An 18,684-nucleotide genomic window follows, 5' to 3' on the forward strand; every position below is an offset into this window, starting at 1 on the left:
GAGTGAATTTAACGAATGTTAATGAGTAAAATTAGTATCGAGAATCAAATTTTCGTTTTCAAAATAGTTCTCGATACAATTTTCTATCGAAAATTACTCGAACTGACATTCAAATGCATAAAATAAATCAAAATGCACAACGGGTTAAAACTGTCATTTTGAACTACATTCAGAACCTCATCAAACTGATTTTTAATAAAAAAAAAAGCCCATTTCAAAAAATGAAATGAGCTTTTTAATCTATTAAATTTTTTTATTAATTTACATCTGGCAACGTTGTATAACGTTTTGCATAATCTAGCATTTGTTCAGTAAAATTGCCTGGTTGAGTTACTTTCACATCTATTATATTACCCTCAGCATCTTTTTCTGCAACTAAAACAGGATTTACAAAACCACTGTAAGGAGCCGATTTAAATTTACTGTTACGCGCTAAAACTTCTTTATGAATTTCTTGGTCAACTTTTACACCATACGTTTCTACTAATGCTTTACCAGCTTCAAAATCACCTTCAGATTTTATACGCTGAATTTCACGTAACAATTCACCAAACAATACTCTTAATTTATTGTAATCTCTAACAACAAAATATGTTTTGCTATCTTTCACTACTTTTTCAATCACATTGTCTTTTGCGCCTTTTTCAAAAGCCCAAGCGGCAACTAATTGTCTGTTTCTCATATGAGATTCTTCAACATCATCTCCTAAATTTAATCGTGTTAATTGTGTTAACAAACCATTTCTAATATAACCATCAAAAGCAGCTTTTCCAATTCCTTTAGCATTTGGAGAAATTTTCATTTCAACTAATTTTTCTGAAGGTAAATAATACAACCCAACTAAATCTGCACGAGCTTCTTCTAGGGTTGAAGCGTAATTTTTTAACGTTTCTTTTGGTTGTCCAATACCTTGGTTTATTTGTCCGCTTGCATGGCCAATTACTTCGTGTAAAGAAGTGTGTAATTTATCTGCCAACTCACCATATGTTATTTCAGCTTCTATTTCAGCTTCATCAAAAGCAAATTCTTTTAATTTACCCGTTCCACCTACATTGTTGTATGCATTTATAATATTTCCTAATTAAACTGATTTTGAACCGTGTTGTTGACGAATCCAATTATTATTAGGTAAGTTAACTCCTATTGGAGTTGATGGTGAGGAATCTCCAGATTCTGATGCAACATTAACTGTTTTGTAAGAAACTCCAACCACATTTTTCTTTTTATGAGCATCAATCAATGTTGAATTATCTTCAAACCATTGTGCATTTTCAGATAGTACTGCCATTTTTTTAGACATATCAAAATCTTTAATTTGAATCACTGTCTCATACGAACCTCTAAAAGCTTTTGGATCGTTATAAACCTCAATAAATCCATTTATGTAATCTATATCTCCCTCGGTATTTGTAGCCCAAACAATGTTGTATTTATCCCAAGTTTCTAAATCTCCAGTAGTGTAATATTCAATTAACAATTTTAGCGCTTCAGCTTGTTTTTCAGTTTCAGCAACTGTGACAGCTTTCTCTAGCCAAAAAATAATTTTTTCAATTGATTTACTGTACATTCCTCCAACTTTCCATACTTTTTCTTCTAAAGTACCATCTTCATTTTTCACCAATTTAGAGTTTAAACCATACTCTATTGGTGTTTCATCTGTTCTATCAATTTTTGAAGCGTAAAATGCATCAATATCTTCAGCAGTTACATTTGGTGAATAAAAATTAATAGCCGAACCTTTAATTAACCCTTTGTCTGCATCTAAATTTACTTTTTTGGCATCAGCATCATTAAAAATAACTTCGTATGCTTCACCTGTAAGTTCTGTATTCGTTTCTTTTAATAAGGTGTCAAAATATTCTTTTGAAAACTTTGGAATAAATTTATTGTTTGCATAGTGATGGTGAATACCATTAGCAAACCAAACTCTTTTTAAATAGATCTCAAAACTGGTCCAATCTTCTAAATTTTTATCTCCAGCATAATTTAGATACACATTTTCTAATGCTCTTCTAATTGTTAAATTATGACGGTAATTCTGATCGTACATTATATCACGACCTTCCATTCCTGCTTGAGACAAATAATAAACTAATTGTTTTTGTTGTAATGAAAGTTCATTAAAACCAGGAATTTGGTAACGTAGTACTTTTATATCTGCAAATTGCTCAACAAAATATTCAAATTCAGAAGCTGATTCTTCTTTTACAGTTTCATTTTTATTGTTTCCACATGAAAACAATAACGCTGCTGTAAACAGCATTGGCAAAAAATATTTAAGTTTCATTTTATAGTTTGTTTGATTTAAGTTTCAAATTTAACAATTTCAAAGTGATTCGTTCTAATTATAAAATAGTACAACTCCTAAAGTTTTCATAAAATTTAATAAAATACCGTATCACTAAACTTCATTGTATCTAAAACATTCTGTAACATGATCGTTAATCATTCCTGTAGCTTGCATATGTGCATAAAGTACAGTTGAACCAACAAATTTAAATCCACGCTTTTTTAAATCTTTTGAAATTTCATCAGAGAGTTTTGTAGTAGCTGGCACAGCTGTTAAATTTTTCCAGCTATTTTTAATTGGTTTTCCGTTGGTAAATTTCCAAATATAGTTAGAGAATGAACCAAATTCTTGTTGCACATTCATAAAAGCAACTGCATTTGAAATGGTTGCTTTAACTTTTAATTTGTTTCTAATAATACCTGCGTCCTGAATAAGTTCATTAAATTTAGCTTCATTATATGTTGCTATTTTTTTATAATCGAAATTATCAAAAGCTTTTCTAAAGTTTTCTCGTTTTTTTAAAACTGTAATCCAACTTAAACCCGCTTGAAAAGTTTCTAAAATTAAAAATTCAAAAAGCTTAGCATCATCATATACAGGAACTCCCCATTCAGTATCATGATATTCAATATATAGTGGGTCTTTACCACACCAAGAACAACGTACTTTATCCATTATATTTAATTTTTTGACAAGTTAAAATAAAAATACCATAATTTAAAACTGGAATGTTTTTTGTATATTTAATAATCCCTTAAAAGCATTGATTATGAGAAATTTAATTTTATTTACAGTAATTTTAGCACTTATTTTTAGTTGTTCTTCAACTTCAAAAAGAAGTACAACAACTAAAGAAACACTTCAAAATGAAGCTGTAAGAATTGCTAATGATAGTTTGGATTATGAAATAATTATTATTGATACTGGTTTTGAATTTTATTTAAATTCAATTGCTAAACCTGCAAATTTTTATTCGCAGTCTTACTATGAAACTAAAAATAAATTTTACGTTACAACATGGAATAGTAGAGCTCAAAACCCTTTAAGATACAATAACGATATTTATGAAAATGTAATTGATTACAATTTTAATACAAATTACGGATTAGATGTAAACTATAAATTGTACAACTATTTTAAATTTGTTGAGTATACGTATAAAGAGGTTTTTTAGTTATTCTTCAATAATATCTTTGTTTAACGTAAATCGCAACACTAAATATCCTAAAATACCTGCCACTAAAGAACCTATAATTACACCCATTTTTGCTGCTGCAATTAAACTTTCATCAACATACGCTAAATTGGCAATAAAAAGTGACATTGTAAATCCAAGCCCACCTAATAAACTCACTCCAAATAATTGTTTAAAATTTACATTTTCAGGCAAATCAGCTAGCTTTAATTTAACAGCAATACCAACCATAAGCATAATACCAATAGTGTTTCCTAAAACTAATGCCAACGCTATATTATAACTAATATGAATAAAATCACCTAAACCGCTAAAACTTAAAATTACACCTGCATTTGCTAAAGCAAAAATTGGCATAATAATATACGAAACCCAACCATGCAGTGTGTGTTCTAAATTTTGAAGTGGTGAATGCACTTTATTTGTTAAACTTTCTACAGAATCTATTGCTTGAATTTGTTCTGTACTTAATAATTCTTCAGAAGTTGGTTTGCTAGATTTAAAAATATTAAACTGAATAGTCGCTTTTTGTATATATTCTTTTACATCTACTTTACGTTGAATTGGAATTGTAAATGCCATTAAAATTCCTGCAATAGTAGGATGAATTCCAGACTTTAAAAATAATAACCAAACTACAAATCCCATTACAAAATAAAAGTACTTTGAGTAAACTTCTTTATAGCTTAAAAACGCAAGTACACTAAAAATTAACATGGCATACATAATTAAATTCCATTGAATATTAGAGCTATAAAATATTGCAATTACTAAAACAGCTCCAATATCATCAACAATAGCAAATGCTGTTAAAAATATTTTTAAGCCTAAAGGCACTCTTTTTCCAAGCAATGTTAATATCCCTAAAGTAAATGCAATATCCGTAGCCATTGGAATTCCCCATCCATCTCCTCCTAATTTTCCATTATTTAATACAAAGAAAATAAGTACTGGAAACAACATTCCTCCTATAGCTGCAAAAATTGGTAATGATGCTTTTCTTAAAGTTGTTAATTCACCAACCAATACTTCTCGTTTCACTTCTAAACCTATCACAAAAAAGAAGATAGCCATTAATCCATCATTAATCCAGAGTATCAATGGTTTTGATAAATGAAAATTGGTATCTGCAAACCCAATAGTAAATTCGTGATGCCATAATTCTTCATATACATACCCATAGGATGAATTTGCCCAAATTACTGCTAAAATAGAAACTGCAAAAAGTAAAATACTTGATGATGTTTCTAATTTTATAAAGGTTTTTAAAGAATTACTTATACGTCTCATTTAATCTTAACTTAATTAGCGCCGAAATATACAATATTTCAAATTTTTAATAGTAAAAAACCTCCTAATTGGGAGGTTTTTTACTATTAATTAAAGATGTATATAATCTTATAATTGAGGTCCTGCAGCTACTAATGCTTTTCCATCTTCATTATCTGTATATTTTTCGAAATTTTCAATAAATAAACCTGCTAATTTAGTTGCTTTAGTATTCCACTCTTCAACATTTTTATACGTATCTCTAGGATCTAAAATTTCAGTCTGAACTCCAGGTAATGAAGTTGGTACTTCTAAATTAAAAATAGGAATGTTTTTAGTTTCTGCTTTTTCAATAGATCCATCAAGAATTGCATTTATAATTCCTCTTGTATCTTTAATTGAAATACGTTTTCCTGTTCCGTTCCATCCTGTATTTACTAAATATGCTTCTGCACCATTAGCTTTCATTTTTTTCACTAACTCTTCACCATATTTTACTGGGTGCAATGTTAAAAATGCTGCTCCAAAACAAGCTGAGAATGTTGGTGTTGGCTCAGTAATACCACGTTCAGTTCCTGCTAATTTAGCTGTAAATCCTGATAAGAAGTGATATTGTGTTTGCTCAGGTGTTAATTTTGATACTGGAGGTAACGTTCCAAATGCATCAGCAGAAAGGAAAATTACTTTTTCTGCGTGACCTGCTTTTGAAACTGGCGCTACAATATTTTCAATATGGTTAATTGGGTAAGATACACGTGTATTTTGTGTAACTGAACCATCACTAAAATCAATTTTACCATCAGCATCAACAGTTACGTTTTCAAGTAAAGCGTTTTTCTTAATTGCTGCGTAAATTTCTGGTTCTGAATCTTTATCTAAATCAATTGTTTTTGCATAACATCCACCTTCAAAGTTAAAGATTCCTTCATCATCCCATCCGTGCTCATCATCACCAATTAACTGACGGCTAGCATCTGTAGATAATGTTGTTTTTCCTGTTCCTGAAAGACCAAAGAAAATTGCAGTATCTCCGTCTTTACCTACGTTAGCTGAACAATGCATTGCTGCTATTCCTCTTAATGGCAAGTAGTAGTTCATCATTGCAAACATTCCTTTTTTCATTTCACCACCGTACCAAGTACCTCCAATAATTTGCATTTTTTCAGTTAAATTAAAAAGTACAAAATTCTCAGAATTTAAACCTTGTGCTTCCCAATTTGGGTTTGAAGTTTCAGAACCATTTAATACAACAAAATCTGGTTCTCCAAAGTTTTCAAGTTCTGCTGCAGTTGGGCGAATAAACATGTTTGTTACAAAATGTGCTTGCCAAGGTACTTCAACAATAAAACGAACTTTTAAACGAGTATCCTCATTTGCTCCACAAAAAGCATCAACAATATATAATTTTTTAGCTGATAATTCTTCAATTACCAAGTCTTTTAAATTACTCCAAACTTCTTGAGTTGTAGGCTTATTATCATTTGGTGCTTTTTCTGAATTCCACCATAGTGTATTTTCAGTTACAGCATCTTTTACAATATATTTATCTTTAGGTGAACGACCTGTAAATTTACCTGTCATAACATTTACAGCGCCAAGTTCTGTTAAAACACCTCTTTCAAAACCTTTTAAATTTTCATCTAATTCAGCGTTGTATAACTCATCATATGATGGATTATAAACGACCTCTTTAACATCTTTAATTCCCAAATCGTTTAACGATGTTATTACTGATTTTTTAAGGACTTCCATTCGTTGTAATTTTATATTTATTTTAATTCTGTTTATGTTCTAGATTCGTATAAATTCAATTTTCACGAAAACGTTTTCGTGTTTTTTCAAAAAAAACTTTTTCCTTTTTTTTGATATGAAATATTTTCCAAAAGTAAATCTAATTGTTCAACTCAACAAACATTTCTGTATAGATTTTTAATGAATTATTATTTTAATTATTATTCCTTTTTTAAAAACGAAAAACCCATTTTTAACCACCCTAAAATAAAAAACAAACCACCTAAAGGCGTAACAAACCAAATGCTTTTTGAATTAACTCCAAAAGTTATAGCATATATAGACCCTGAAAAGAAAAATATGCCTGCAAAAAACAAATAACTAATCGTGTTTTTTGTTTTAATATTGAGTTTAGAATACATATTTACAATTAACAATGCAATTACATGGTACATTTGATAACGTACAGCTGTTTCAAAACTCTTTAATTCGTTAATTGTTAGCGTTTCTTGAAGAGCGTGTGCGCCAAATGCACCTAATACAATTGTTAATGCTCCTAAAAATGAAGTGATTGCTAAGTTTTTATTCATGTTGCGTAAAAATTTTGTTACAAACTTAAATTTAATCATTCAATATTTCATATATTTAAGTAAAAATAAACGATTATGGAAAATAACTCAGAGACATTAGTAACACTAACAATAACTAATTTTATTCATCAAGTTGAAATTGCAAAAACGCTATTAGCCAATAAAGGTATAGAAAGTTTTATTTTTGATGGTAATGTTACTTACACAGGACTTCCTTCCTCTACAGGATATAAATTAAAAGTAAGTGCTTTAAATTTTGAAAAGGCCAAAGAAATATTAGATACCATAAATTCTGAAGAATAATTAATTTATACTATAAATAATCCTTTTAATTCGTATTTTCGTACACCTTATTAATTCTATAAAAATACGAATATGAGAAAAATTTTGTTAATTGGTGCTGGTAGATCTTCATCATCTTTAATAACTTATTTACTTCAAAAATCTTTTTCAGAAAACTTACATATAACTATTGGCGATGTTTCTTTAGAACTTGCCAAAAGCATATTACAAAATCATAAAAATGGAACAGCAATAGCTTTAGATATTTTTAATGATGAAGAAAGACAACAAGCTATTAAAAATTCAGATATTGTTATTTCAATGCTTCCTGCGCATTTACATTTAAATGTTGCTAAAGATTGTTTAAACTTTGGAAAAAGCATGGTTACAGCTTCATACATCTCTAATGAAATGAAAGCGCTAAATGAAGAAGCCATTAAAAAGAATCTTATTTTTATGAATGAAATTGGTCTAGATCCTGGAATAGACCATATGAGCGCCATGAAAGTATTAGATAACATAAGAGATAAAGGTGGTAAAATGTTACTTTTTGAGTCTTTTACAGGTGGTTTAGTTGCGCCAGAGTGTGATGATAATTTGTGGAATTATAAATTTACTTGGAATCCAAGAAATGTAGTACTTGCCGGACAAGGTGGTGCTGCCAAATTTTTACAAGAAGGTAAATATAAATATATACCATATCAAAAATTATTTAGACGAACTGAAATTTTAACTATTGACGGTTATGGTAAATTTGAAGGATATGCAAATAGAGATTCTTTAAAATATAAAAGTATTTATGGTTTAGATAATATTTTAACGTTGTATAGAGGAACTATTAGGCGTGTTGGTTACTCAAGAGCGTGGAATATTTTTGTTCAATTAGGAATGACTGATGATAGTTACACAATTGAAGATTCTGAGCAAATGAGTTATCGCGATTTTACAAATTCATTTTTAGCTTACAACCCTAATGATTCCGTTGAGTTAAAATTACGTCATTATCTAAAAATTGATCAAGATGATATTATTTGGGAAAAATTATTGGAACTAGATATTTTTAATTCAACAAAAAAAGTAAAGTTAGCGAATGCCACACCTGCTCAAATACTTGAAAAAATATTAAAAGATAGCTGGACATTGAAAGAAGATGATAAGGACATGATTGTAATGCAACATCTTTTTGGGTATGAACTAAATGGTGAAAAACATCAAATTGAAAGTAGTATGGTTTGTATTGGAGACAACCAAACATATACAGCAATGGCAAAAACAGTTGGTTTACCCGTAGCTATTGCAACTTTAAAAATTTTAAATGGTGAAATAACCACTCCAGGTGTACAAATTCCAATTACTAAAGAAGTTTATAAACCTATTTTAAAAGAATTAGAAGAAAACGGTATTATTTTTAAAGAAAAAAACGTTCCCTATTTTGGCTATAACCCTGATATAATAATTTGATAAACTGCAAGATTCTCTAAAAAAAATTAATAGATTTTGAGTATCTTAGCTTAGTCAATCATCAAAAAAACCCCGTTTTGCATGAAACATTTTAAAAAAAACTCTTTATTAATAGGAACCACTATTATTATATTAATTGTTATAAGTCCTTATTTGCTTTACATAAGTGAAAGTATTTCTCCTGACATTAAACAAATAGAAACAATTTTTGGAACTATAAAATCTGGGTATTTCCCTTCAATACAAGCTTATGTTTACTGGATTTTTGCAAAGTTTGTTCCTTTTTTCTTATTAACAATATTATATGTAACTACAAAAATTGGTGGGCTCCTGCAATTTTAGTCCCAATCACTGTTTATTTATTTCAATTAATTTTTGTAGTTAATGATAATGCTGAATTTTTTGATGAACTAGCGTTTATTTATACAACTCCTATTTTAATACTTGTTTTAACAATCTTATATTTTATTAAAACTAAAATTGATATATATAGAAGCTCTTGATTTAAAAAAAGAAATGGATACTACAATGGAAAAGGAAAAAGTGCGTAACCAATAAAATTAACAACTATAAACAATGCGCTATTTTTAAAAGTTCTCTCTGCAGTAGTATTCATGATATAACAATTACATTTTTAAATAAAAATCTTTTGTTAACGCAGTATATTCATCCGTGTAATTATGACGTTCAATTTCAATAATTAATTCAGTTTTTACAATTGGTTTTTCTAAAAATGAAAATTGGACTAAACTTCGTTTAAATTTAGAATTTTCAGTTCCTTTAACGTTCGTTATTCTGTTAAGACATAAGTTATTTCCTTTAGCTATAAAAATAAAATTAGTTGCTTCTTCAAAAGGAATTATAAAAGCACAACTTCCGTTTTCAGACAATAATTTAGCGACACTACTCAGTAATTCAGTATATGTCAACGTTTCAGTATGGCGAGCCATTGCTCGTTCTTTTGGAAGTTCTTTATAGGTTGAAGTATAAAAAGGCGGATTAGAAATAATTAAATCGTACGTATCATCAATTTCTTCTGAAAATTCCTGTAATGAAGCATGGTAACAAAATAACCGATCTCCCCAATCACTATTCTCAAAATTTTCAACTGTTTGCTCGTAAGCTTCATCATTTAATTCAATAGCATCAATAAGTTCAGCATTACTTTTTTGAGCCAACATTAAAGCAATTAAACCCGTTCCAGCTCCAATATCTAACACACTAAACAAATTAGATTCTAATTGCGCCCAAGCGCCCAATAAAACACCATCAGTTCCAACTTTCATTGCTGTTTTATCTTGCTCAATTGTAAATTGTTTGAATTGAAATGCTTTACTCATTTTACTAACTATCTATTTTTGGCGCAATTTACAAGAAATTATTTTTGTTATAACGCATCGTTAACTTTTTTAAAACCTTAAAACATTACACAAATTCATGTAAATTTGTTCACTTAAAAATTAAGACATGAATTTTGAAATAACCTTTCATACAAAGTGGTCAGATTTTGACCCAAACCGTCATATGCGTCATACTGCATATAATGATTATGCAGCTGAAGTAAGAGTGCGTTTTTTTCAAGAACATGGTCTTTCAATAAATGAGTTTGCCAAACTAAACATTGGCCCAGTTCTATTTAAAGAAGAAACTTCCTTTTTTAAAGAAATACATATTGGAGAAAATATTACCGTGAAAATGGAATTAGAAGGGGTTTCAAAAGGTATTGAACGCTGGCGTTTTAAACATCAAATTTTTAATGAAGAAGGCAAACTGTCAGCTGAAATAAAAGTATACGGAGCTTGGATAGATTTAATAAAAAGAAAGCTAACTTCTCCTCCAAAAAAGTTTGAAACAATTTTTGAAACACTCCCAAAATCAACTAATTTTATTGAAATTCCTCTTAAGTAGCTATTTTTTTTAGTGATTCAATTATATTTTTAAAACATCCTAAAAAAAACACTCTCTTATCTTATTTTTTAAACCTATCTGAAACAATAAATCACAATATGTAAATTTATGATTTTCATATAATGAAAATTTTAACTAAATTACAAGTAATATTAAAAGTGAATTTTACAATTAAAAAGAAGCAACAACACTAGTTAAAAGCTAATTTACAGTTGATAAATATCATAGATTATTTAATAAGAATTTTATATTTTTAGCGCTTTAGCCTTCCTTTTTAAATCTTAAATTTTAGGTTTAAAGGAAATTACAATTAACCCAAACCTAATAAATACCATAGAATGAAATCTAATCCAACCTATGAAGAGCTATTGAAAAAGGTTGAGTACTACGAAAAAGAGTTTAAAATAATTAAAAATGCCACAACAGCTGTTAAAACTGTAAGTGACAATAAAGACACTACCCAAAAGTATTTAGAAAATCTTATTGGTTATGCCAACGCACCTATTATTGTATGGAACCCTAAATTCGAAATCAAACGTTTCAATCAGGCTTTTGAACATTTAACAGGTTATACTTCAGAAGACGTTATTGGTAAAAAATTAGATGTGTTATTTCCAAAGGAAAGCATCAAAAAAACAAAAGCAGCAATTGACAGAACTTTATCTGGTGATTTTTGGGAAACCATTGAAATTCCAATCCTTTGTAAAAATGGTGAAACCAGAATTGCACTTTGGAATTCAGCCAATATTTATGATAATGATAATAAATTACTTTCAACCATTGCGCAAGGGCAAGACATTACAAAACGTATAGTTGCAGAAAATGAAATAATTAAACAACATGAAAAATTAAATGACATTTTAGATGCCTTTCAAGATGGAGTTTACTTATGCGATGCAGATAAAAATATTGAATATTTAAATGGTGCAATGATTGACCGAATTGGTTATAATGCTGTAGGTGAAAAATGTTTTAAAGCCATTCATAATTTAGATGAGCCTTGTTCTTTTTGCTTTTATGATGAATTAAAAAAGAAAAAGAGAACTAATGTTGAATTAAAAATTTCAGAAAAAGATTATATAGTTTCATCTGTTTTATTAGAAAATAATTCTAAAATTACTGTTTATACAGATGTTACTAAATTAAAACAAATTGAGGAAGATTTAAAAAACCAAAACAAAGAACTTACAGCAGCAAAAAAAATAGTTGAAGAAAGTGAACTAAAATTAAAAGAAGCACAGTTAGTTGCTAAAATAGGAAACTGGGATTATGATTTAGTAAATGACACACTTACTTGGTCTGACGAAATTTATAAACTCTTAGAAATTAATCCTACTACTTATAAACCATCTTATAATTCAATGCTTCAATACATTCACCCAGACGATAGGGAATTATTGGACTACACTTTTAATAAATCTATAACTGAAAAAACTGAATATAAATTAGAACATAGGGCATTATTAAAAAATGGGGATGTAAAATGGGTTATTGAAAGAGGAAAAAGTGAATATGATACTAATGGAAACCCAATACGATCATACGGCACATTCCAAGACATTACCGAACAAAAAAACACAGAACAACAACTTATTAAATTAAAAGAATCTGCCGAAGAAAATCAAGTCTATTTTAGAACTATTTTTGATACACAAATTGATGCAATTAGTGTAACCAAAGTTTCGGATAGCACATTTACCTATGTAAATAAAGCTTTTATTAAATTATCTAGTTTTTCTGAAAAAGAATTAATTGGTAAAAATGCCAATAAAGTAACTCTTTTTGTGAATCCAAAAGATACTGAAACTTTAAATACTAAATTTTCTAAAAACGGGATTGTTACAAATTTTGAAACTAAAGTCCAAATAAAAACGGGTGCCATTAAAACCGTTTTATTATCACTTAGGTCGTTTAAATTTAATAAAGAAAAGTTTGTAATTACTACTACACATGATATTACACAAAATACTTTAATTGACAAAACATTGCGGTATATTTCAGGTGGATGGAGAGATAAAGGAACTGACATTTACAATACAATTCTTCCTTTTTTAACTGAAATATTAAATATAGAATATGCTTTTATTGATGAGTTATTACCTAATCACAAAGTAAAAACAGTTGGTTTAACACTTAAAAATGAAGTACTCCCAAATATAGAATACGATTTAAAATATACACCTTGTGAAAATGTAATTAAAGGTAATTATTGTGTTCACCCTTCAAATATTCAGAAGAAATTTCCGAAAGATCAAATTTTAATTGATATGAATGCGGAAAGTTATGCAGGAGCACCTTTATTAAATTCTAAAGGTGAAGTTATAGGTGCTCTAGGTCTTATAGGCTTAAAATCTATTAAAAATACTGAACTTATTAAAATTATTTTAAATTTAGTTGCACCAAGAATTGCGCATCAAATTGAGCAAGATCAAAATTCAAAAAAATTAGAAAAAAATATTAAAAGCTTAAATGAAGCGCAACAAATTGCAAAAGTTGGGAATTGGGAAATAGATGTATACCATAAAAAGATTTCTTGGTCTGATGAGATTTACAATATTTTTGAAATTTCTAGAAATAATATACCACCATCCTTAGAATATATATTAAAACATATACATCCTGAAGATAAAGAAAGGCAACGTGTTGAGTTTGAAAAGTCTAAAAAAGAAAAAAATGGACATTCACTCAATTATCGTATTGTATTAGAAAACGGCACTATTAAATGGCTACACTCAAAAGGGCAATACATTTATAATGATGATAATGATGGGAATTTTATAAAATCTTATGGTACGCTACAAGACATTACTGAAACTAAACTAGCTGAACAAGAACTTATTAATACCAAAGAGAAATTTAAGGATATTGTAGAAAACACTTCTGAATGGATTTGGGAAATTGATATAGATGGTGTTCATACGTATAGCAACCCTATTGTTGAAAATATTATTGGTTATTCTCCTAATGAAATAGTTGGAAATAGCAGTTTTGATTTCATTCATCCAGTTGATATTAAAAACATTAAGCAGAAACTCCCTAACTTAATTGCAACAAATAAAGGTTGGGAGAACTGGCAAATTAAATGGCTACATAAAAATGGCACGTATCGCTATCTTGAAAGTAATGCAGTTCCAATTTTAGATTCCAAAGGAAAATTACAAGGTTATAGAGGAGTTGACAGAGATATAACCCAACGTATAAATGCTGAAAAAGAAAATAAAAAATTATTAACTGCAGTTGAACAAAGTGCAAACTCCATCTATATTACTGATATTAATGGAATTATAGAATATACAAACCCTAAATTTACTGAAGTAACTGGTTATACACCTGAAGAAGCAATTGGAAAAAATCCGAAATTTTTAAAATCTGGAAATCATCCAAAAGAATACTACACCTATTTATGGTCAACAATTACAGCAGGAAAAACTTGGAAAGGCGAATTTGAAAATAAAACCAAAAACGGAAAATTATTTTGGGAGCAAACAACCATAACTCCAATAAAAAATGAAAAAGGAGAAATAATTAATTATTTAGCTATTAAAGAGAATATTACTGCGCTTAAAGAAAATCAAAAATTACTACTAAAACAAAACGAGGAATTAAATACTGTTAGTTTAGAATTATCTAAAAAAAACAGACTACTTTTAGAAAGTAAAAATAGGTTTGGAAATTTATTTGAAAAAAGCCCCGTATCTCTTTGGGAAGAAGATTTATCGAAATTAATTCCCTTTTTAAATGAAAAAAACTTAAAGTCAACAAAACTTAAAGTATATTTAGATGAACACCCTGATTTTGTTTCTGAATGTGTTTCTAAGGTTAAAGTGTTAAATGTAAATAGCATTACATTAGATTTGTTAGGATCTGAATCTAAAGATGATTTGATGAATCATTTAAGTAAAAACTTCAACTTAAAATCAATTGAAACTTTTAAAGAAGAACTCATATCAATAGCATCAAACAATAAAGAATTTGTTAGAGAAACACAATTTGTAAAAGGCGATGGAAGTATTGTTTCTGTAATTATAAAATCGGTACTTTTAGATGATACTAAAACAGCTATTGTATCTATGGTTAATATTACCGATATTAAAAATGCAGAGCTAAAATTAAAAACGCAAAACAAAACACTTAAAAAAGCAAAAGAAAAAGCTGAAGAAAGTGATCGTTTAAAAACTGAATTTTTAAACAATATGTCACATGAAATTAGAACTCCTATGAATGGTATTTTAGGGTTTACTGAACTTTTATGCACTCCTGATACAACTTTAGACAAAAGAAAATATTTTGGCAGTATTATTAAAAGTAGTGGTAACCAATTAATGCAAGTTATAGATGATATTTTAGAAATATCAAGACTAGGAACAAAACAGGTTACAGCCATTGAAAAAGAGCTATGTTTAAACAACGAAATGTTACACTTATTTTCAATATTTGACATTAAAGCAAAAGAAAATAAAATACCCCTGTACTTAAAAAAAGGACTTTCAGATATTGAAAGTACTATATTTACTGATGCATTAAAACTAAATAAAATTTTAAGTAATTTATTAGAAAATGCATTTAAATTTACTAATGAAGGTGATATTGAATTTGGCTATGTGCTAAACAATACAAAAAAACCACAATTAGAAATTTATGTAAAAGATACTGGGGTTGGAATAAATGAAGCCAATCAAAAAACAATATTTGATCGATTTTCTCAAGAAGAAAAAGAACTTTCAAAGAAGTTTGGAGGTTTAGGTTTAGGCTTATCAATTGCTAAAGAAAACGCCGAATTATTAGGAGGCACCATTACCTTAAAATCTAAAAAAGGAGTTGGTTCTACATTTACAGTTATAATACCCTATAAACCAACTACTAAAATAATCTCAAAAAATTCAACAAAAGAATTAAAAACTGAAACTAAGGAAGGTACACCTATAATTTTAATTGCTGAAGATGAAGAAGTTAATTATTTATTTTTAGAAACATTGCTCCATGATTCATTAAAAATTGATTGTACTGTTTTACATGCAAAAAATGGTAAAGAAGCTGTTAAAATTAGTAAAGAAAATCCTAAAATTAATCTTATTCTAATGGATATTAAAATGCCATTAATGAATGGTTATGAAGCTACAAAATTAATAAAAGAATTTAATCCCAATGTACCAATAATTGCACAAACAGCTTATTCAACATCTGAAGATATTAATAAATCTATTGCTGTTGGTTGTAATGATTTTATTTCAAAACCAATTAGTAAAAAAACGTTAAGCGATATATTAAAAAAACATCTTACCGTACTAAAGTAAAACTAACTTAAAATAAAGCGTTAAAGTATTGTTAACACACTAAACCTTTAACGCTTTATACAGTCTAACTTTTTTAAACACAATTAAATAAAATCTAAAAATGAATTTACAAAAACACCTTATTTTAACTCTCCTTTTTTTTACTTTAAATACAATTGCGTTTTCTCAACAAAGAGGAAATACATCACAACAACAAGGACAACGTTACAATCAAACTCAACAAAAAATACAACCTAAAAATATGGTTGGAATTATAATGTATGATATTGATATAGTTCTAAAAAAAATAAAAGTTAAAAAAGCCCCTAAAAAGACCATTGTATCTAAAGCAATTTCACAACATAACAACAAAATAAATGAGTTAAAAACATTTAATTACGAAACATTTGATGATGTAACTTCTTTTTTAACTAAAAAAAGAAATGAAGCTAAACTAAATCGTGATTTTAGTACTATGAAAGAATCTCAAATGCAAGCAAATGAAATGCTAGCTCCAATTCGTTCAAAAGTAAAATTTCAAAAGAACAAGTTAAATACCACCCTTGAAAAAGAACTTTCTGAAAAACAATATAAAGCGTGGCTTAAATATCAACAAAGTGAATTAAAAAAGCTAAACCCTAAAGCTGCTGAAAGACCTCAAATGCAAAGCGGACAGCGATCTAGAGGTAGCGGTCAAAAACAAGGAACAGGTATGGGCAGAGGCGGCTATTAAACTTTTGCGCAAAATAATAACCTACAAAAAAGCTTCTCAAAATTGAGAAGCTTTTTATATGCTAACTTTCATTGTTTACAAGTAGCGGAAAACTATCTAACTAGGATAAAAATCCAACCTTGTTCTTCACTAAAATCATTTGTTTGCCAAGAATTACCTTCAACATCAAACCAATTTGTTTCAATTATTGAACTTCCATTTAAAACAAACTCAGCATAAAATATTTTGGTTCCTGCTTCATTATAAATACTCTCTTTTGTTTTTTTATTGGTTGAAGAATCTCTACTATCAATTATTGAATATCCTACTAACACTAAATTATCAGGTGTTCCTTCATAATATTCTTTTTTAGTTATATATTCATCTACACCATATTCTTTAGCTCTACAATATTCAAAAATATCATCATTATCATATCTAAAATCCCATCTTTTTACACGAAACAATCCTTCAATATAATCTGTAATTTCATCAAGATAATCATCATTATATTCTATCTCGCGCATAAGGTTGGTAGTGTATTCATAGGTATCTCTATCTTCGCTCTCACCTACTCTATATCTTGATACTAACCTATTTTCACTATCGTATTCAAAAATATAAGTATCATCTAAACTACCATTATAATATTCCTTTTCTTCAACCATATTTCCATTCAAATAGGTATACTCATAAACATCATCCCATCTTTCATTTGTATAGCTTAAAACATTCCCTTCAGTATCATAGGTAAATAATTCTTCCCATTCTTCATCTCCTCCTTCATTTTTATTCTTAACGATTTTACCGCTTAATGCTTCATGTATTTTTTTTATTAATTGCATATTTGTGTCATACTCCATATTTACAACATCTCTAATCTCACCATCTTCTGTTTTAGTTAACTTTATAATGTAGCCCTCTAAATCATAAACATATGTAAAAGTAATTGCATCTGATTCCCAATAACCAAGTGCTTCTAATCTCTGAGAGGAAACAATAATACCTTCAGTATTAAAGTTATGAACTATTGTAAATATCTTATCTCCAAATATTCCATGTATTTTATAATTTTGATACGTCTCTATCGCTTTTCCGTTTACATAATTATGGGTAAAACCCCAAGCTGGTCTTCTGTCTGAAACAAATAATTGCTCAAACGAAGCTGAAAAATTTTTCATGTTAAATGCTTGATTTTCATCAATAGCAATTGTGATATCTTCAGGCCCTACTACCAATCCATCATCGTTGTCATCATTATTACAAGCCGTTAATGCAATTCCAATTATTAAAATTGCCATCAGTAATTTTAAATGTATTGTTCTCATAGTACATATATTTAAAGTTTGCCTACTCTCTTAGCTTTTCGGCTACCGCTTATTAATAGTTAAATTCACATCAAACTAGGGTGTTTATTAAGTAGAATAGATAAAATATGTATTCTAAACTTAAAATAAATGAGGTTTATTTACTGTTTGGAGTGTACAGTAATTTATATATGAGGAATTGTATGTAATCTCTTTTTTCTTATACTTTCTTTAAAGAAAAAATGTAATTATAAATTTACCTCTCAAAAGCCAATTATTTAATGATAAATATCATTTTATGATTTTTTAATTCATTGAATAGTGGAGTTTTAAATTAAAAACACCTTGAATTGTAGAACTCCTTGTGTGGTAAAAGTGACTTGTTTTAACTGCGTTCAAGGTAAACTCCTCGCCAATCCACCTTGTATATTTAGGCTAAATTGTAGTCAAAAAAAAAGCTCTTCATTTCTGAAGAGCTTTGTGCGGGCGGAGAGACTCGAACTCTCACACCTTGCGGCACTAGATCCTAAGTCTAGCGTGTCTACCAATTCCACCACGCCCGCTTAATTGTGGCTGCAAATATACACAATACTTTAAAATTGCAAAGCGGTAAACGAATATTTTTTATCAATTTTAATCCGAATAAAATTGTGTATTTTTGAATAA

The 18,684-nt window shown here is 28.5% G+C and carries 13 protein-coding genes, 1 tRNA gene and 1 pseudogene; 7 read left to right on the plus strand and 8 right to left on the minus strand.

Going from position 1 to position 18,684, the window contains the following annotated elements; all coding sequences use genetic code 11:
• Positions 1 to 256 precede the first annotated feature (256 nt).
• A pseudogene (locus tag GQ540_RS12640) lies at positions 257 to 2,287 on the minus strand (dihydrofolate reductase).
• Positions 2,288 to 2,401: 114 nt separating this feature from the next.
• Complete coding sequence (locus GQ540_RS12645; protein ID WP_291801694.1) at positions 2,402 to 2,965, minus strand: DNA-3-methyladenine glycosylase I; 564 nt, start codon at positions 2,963 to 2,965, stop codon at positions 2,402 to 2,404.
• 94 nt (positions 2,966 to 3,059) lie between these two features.
• Between GQ540_RS12645 and GQ540_RS12650 the strand changes: the two genes are divergently transcribed.
• Complete coding sequence (locus GQ540_RS12650) at positions 3,060 to 3,464, plus strand: DUF6146 family protein (RefSeq protein ID WP_291801697.1); 405 nt, start codon at positions 3,060 to 3,062, stop codon at positions 3,462 to 3,464.
• Here GQ540_RS12650 and nhaA read toward each other — a convergent pair whose 3' ends face one another.
• The 3 genes from nhaA to GQ540_RS12665 all read right to left on the minus strand — a co-directional run bounded on the left by nhaA (position 3,465) and on the right by GQ540_RS12665 (position 7,075).
• Positions 3,465 to 4,775 carry a Na+/H+ antiporter NhaA gene (gene nhaA, locus GQ540_RS12655; protein WP_291801700.1) on the minus strand — a complete coding sequence of 437 codons (1,311 nt, stop codon included), beginning with the start codon at positions 4,773 to 4,775 and terminating at the stop codon, positions 3,465 to 3,467. It abuts the gene before it with no gap.
• Positions 4,776 to 4,883: 108 nt separating this feature from the next.
• Positions 4,884 to 6,506, minus strand: a complete 1,623-nt coding sequence (pckA, locus tag GQ540_RS12660; protein ID WP_291801702.1) for a phosphoenolpyruvate carboxykinase (ATP) — start codon at positions 6,504 to 6,506, stop codon at positions 4,884 to 4,886.
• Positions 6,507 to 6,706: 200 nt separating this feature from the next.
• Entirely contained in the window at positions 6,707 to 7,075 is a 369-nt protein-coding gene (locus GQ540_RS12665) for a DUF423 domain-containing protein (protein ID WP_291801706.1), read from the minus strand.
• Between the two features lie 75 nt (positions 7,076 to 7,150).
• On the opposite strand from GQ540_RS12665, the gene GQ540_RS12670 reads away from it, so the two are divergent.
• The 3 genes from GQ540_RS12670 to GQ540_RS12680 all read left to right on the plus strand — a co-directional run bounded on the left by GQ540_RS12670 (position 7,151) and on the right by GQ540_RS12680 (position 9,160).
• A complete protein-coding gene (locus tag GQ540_RS12670) occupies positions 7,151 to 7,378 on the plus strand; it encodes a DUF2007 domain-containing protein (protein WP_291801708.1) in 228 nt (75 codons plus the stop codon).
• 72 nt (positions 7,379 to 7,450) lie between these two features.
• Positions 7,451 to 8,818 carry a saccharopine dehydrogenase family protein gene (locus GQ540_RS12675; RefSeq protein WP_291801711.1) on the plus strand — a complete coding sequence of 456 codons (1,368 nt, stop codon included), beginning with the start codon at positions 7,451 to 7,453 and terminating at the stop codon, positions 8,816 to 8,818.
• Between the two features lie 81 nt (positions 8,819 to 8,899).
• On the plus strand, positions 8,900 to 9,160 hold the full coding sequence (locus GQ540_RS12680; RefSeq protein ID WP_291801713.1) for a hypothetical protein: 261 nt from the start codon (positions 8,900 to 8,902) through the stop codon (positions 9,158 to 9,160).
• Between the two features lie 284 nt (positions 9,161 to 9,444).
• On the opposite strand, the gene GQ540_RS12685 is transcribed toward GQ540_RS12680, so the two are convergent.
• Positions 9,445 to 10,158: a methyltransferase gene (locus GQ540_RS12685; RefSeq protein WP_291801716.1), complete on the minus strand. Its 714-nt coding sequence runs from the start codon at positions 10,156 to 10,158 to the stop codon at positions 9,445 to 9,447.
• 127 nt (positions 10,159 to 10,285) lie between these two features.
• On the opposite strand from GQ540_RS12685, the gene GQ540_RS12690 reads away from it, so the two are divergent.
• The 3 genes from GQ540_RS12690 to GQ540_RS12700 all read left to right on the plus strand — a co-directional run bounded on the left by GQ540_RS12690 (position 10,286) and on the right by GQ540_RS12700 (position 16,732).
• Positions 10,286 to 10,726 carry a thioesterase family protein gene (locus GQ540_RS12690; RefSeq protein ID WP_291801719.1) on the plus strand — a complete coding sequence of 147 codons (441 nt, stop codon included), beginning with the start codon at positions 10,286 to 10,288 and terminating at the stop codon, positions 10,724 to 10,726.
• 338 nt (positions 10,727 to 11,064) lie between these two features.
• Entirely contained in the window at positions 11,065 to 16,020 is a 4,956-nt protein-coding gene (locus GQ540_RS12695; RefSeq protein WP_291801721.1) for a PAS domain S-box protein, read from the plus strand.
• Positions 16,021 to 16,120: 100 nt separating this feature from the next.
• Positions 16,121 to 16,732: a hypothetical protein gene (locus GQ540_RS12700; RefSeq protein ID WP_291801723.1), complete on the plus strand. Its 612-nt coding sequence runs from the start codon at positions 16,121 to 16,123 to the stop codon at positions 16,730 to 16,732.
• A gap of 92 nt (positions 16,733 to 16,824) precedes the next feature.
• Here the strand turns inward: GQ540_RS12700 and GQ540_RS12705 are convergent, their stop codons facing one another.
• Both GQ540_RS12705 and GQ540_RS12710 read right to left on the minus strand, forming a co-directional pair.
• Positions 16,825 to 18,039 (minus strand): hypothetical protein, encoded by a 1,215-nt coding sequence (locus GQ540_RS12705; RefSeq protein ID WP_291801725.1) that lies wholly within the window; start codon positions 18,037 to 18,039, stop codon positions 16,825 to 16,827.
• Positions 18,040 to 18,499: 460 nt separating this feature from the next.
• A tRNA-Leu gene (locus tag GQ540_RS12710) sits at positions 18,500 to 18,581 on the minus strand.
• Positions 18,582 to 18,684: the final 103 nt, after the last annotated feature.

The organism is Lutibacter sp. (assembly GCF_013139515.1).
Classification (GTDB): Bacteria; Bacteroidota; Bacteroidia; order Flavobacteriales; family Flavobacteriaceae; genus Lutibacter.

What these genes read in the sequence shown, in the direction of transcription:
- GQ540_RS12645 (WP_291801694.1), bottom strand. Translation starts at nt 2,965, where the DNA reads ATGGATAAAGTACGTTGTTCTTGGTGTGGTAAAGACCCACTATATATT.
- GQ540_RS12650 (WP_291801697.1), top strand. Translation starts at nt 3,060, where the DNA reads ATGAGAAATTTAATTTTATTTACAGTAATTTTAGCACTTATTTTTAGT.
- nhaA (WP_291801700.1), bottom strand. Translation starts at nt 4,775, where the DNA reads ATGAGACGTATAAGTAATTCTTTAAAAACCTTTATAAAATTAGAAACA.
- pckA (WP_291801702.1), bottom strand. Translation starts at nt 6,506, where the DNA reads ATGGAAGTCCTTAAAAAATCAGTAATAACATCGTTAAACGATTTGGGA.
- GQ540_RS12665 (WP_291801706.1), bottom strand. Translation starts at nt 7,075, where the DNA reads ATGAATAAAAACTTAGCAATCACTTCATTTTTAGGAGCATTAACAATT.
- GQ540_RS12670 (WP_291801708.1), top strand. Translation starts at nt 7,151, where the DNA reads ATGGAAAATAACTCAGAGACATTAGTAACACTAACAATAACTAATTTT.
- GQ540_RS12675 (WP_291801711.1), top strand. Translation starts at nt 7,451, where the DNA reads ATGAGAAAAATTTTGTTAATTGGTGCTGGTAGATCTTCATCATCTTTA.
- GQ540_RS12680 (WP_291801713.1), top strand. Translation starts at nt 8,900, where the DNA reads ATGAAACATTTTAAAAAAAACTCTTTATTAATAGGAACCACTATTATT.
- GQ540_RS12685 (WP_291801716.1), bottom strand. Translation starts at nt 10,158, where the DNA reads ATGAGTAAAGCATTTCAATTCAAACAATTTACAATTGAGCAAGATAAA.
- GQ540_RS12690 (WP_291801719.1), top strand. Translation starts at nt 10,286, where the DNA reads ATGAATTTTGAAATAACCTTTCATACAAAGTGGTCAGATTTTGACCCA.
- GQ540_RS12695 (WP_291801721.1), top strand. Translation starts at nt 11,065, where the DNA reads ATGAAATCTAATCCAACCTATGAAGAGCTATTGAAAAAGGTTGAGTAC.
- GQ540_RS12700 (WP_291801723.1), top strand. Translation starts at nt 16,121, where the DNA reads ATGAATTTACAAAAACACCTTATTTTAACTCTCCTTTTTTTTACTTTA.
- GQ540_RS12705 (WP_291801725.1), bottom strand. Translation starts at nt 18,039, where the DNA reads ATGAGAACAATACATTTAAAATTACTGATGGCAATTTTAATAATTGGA.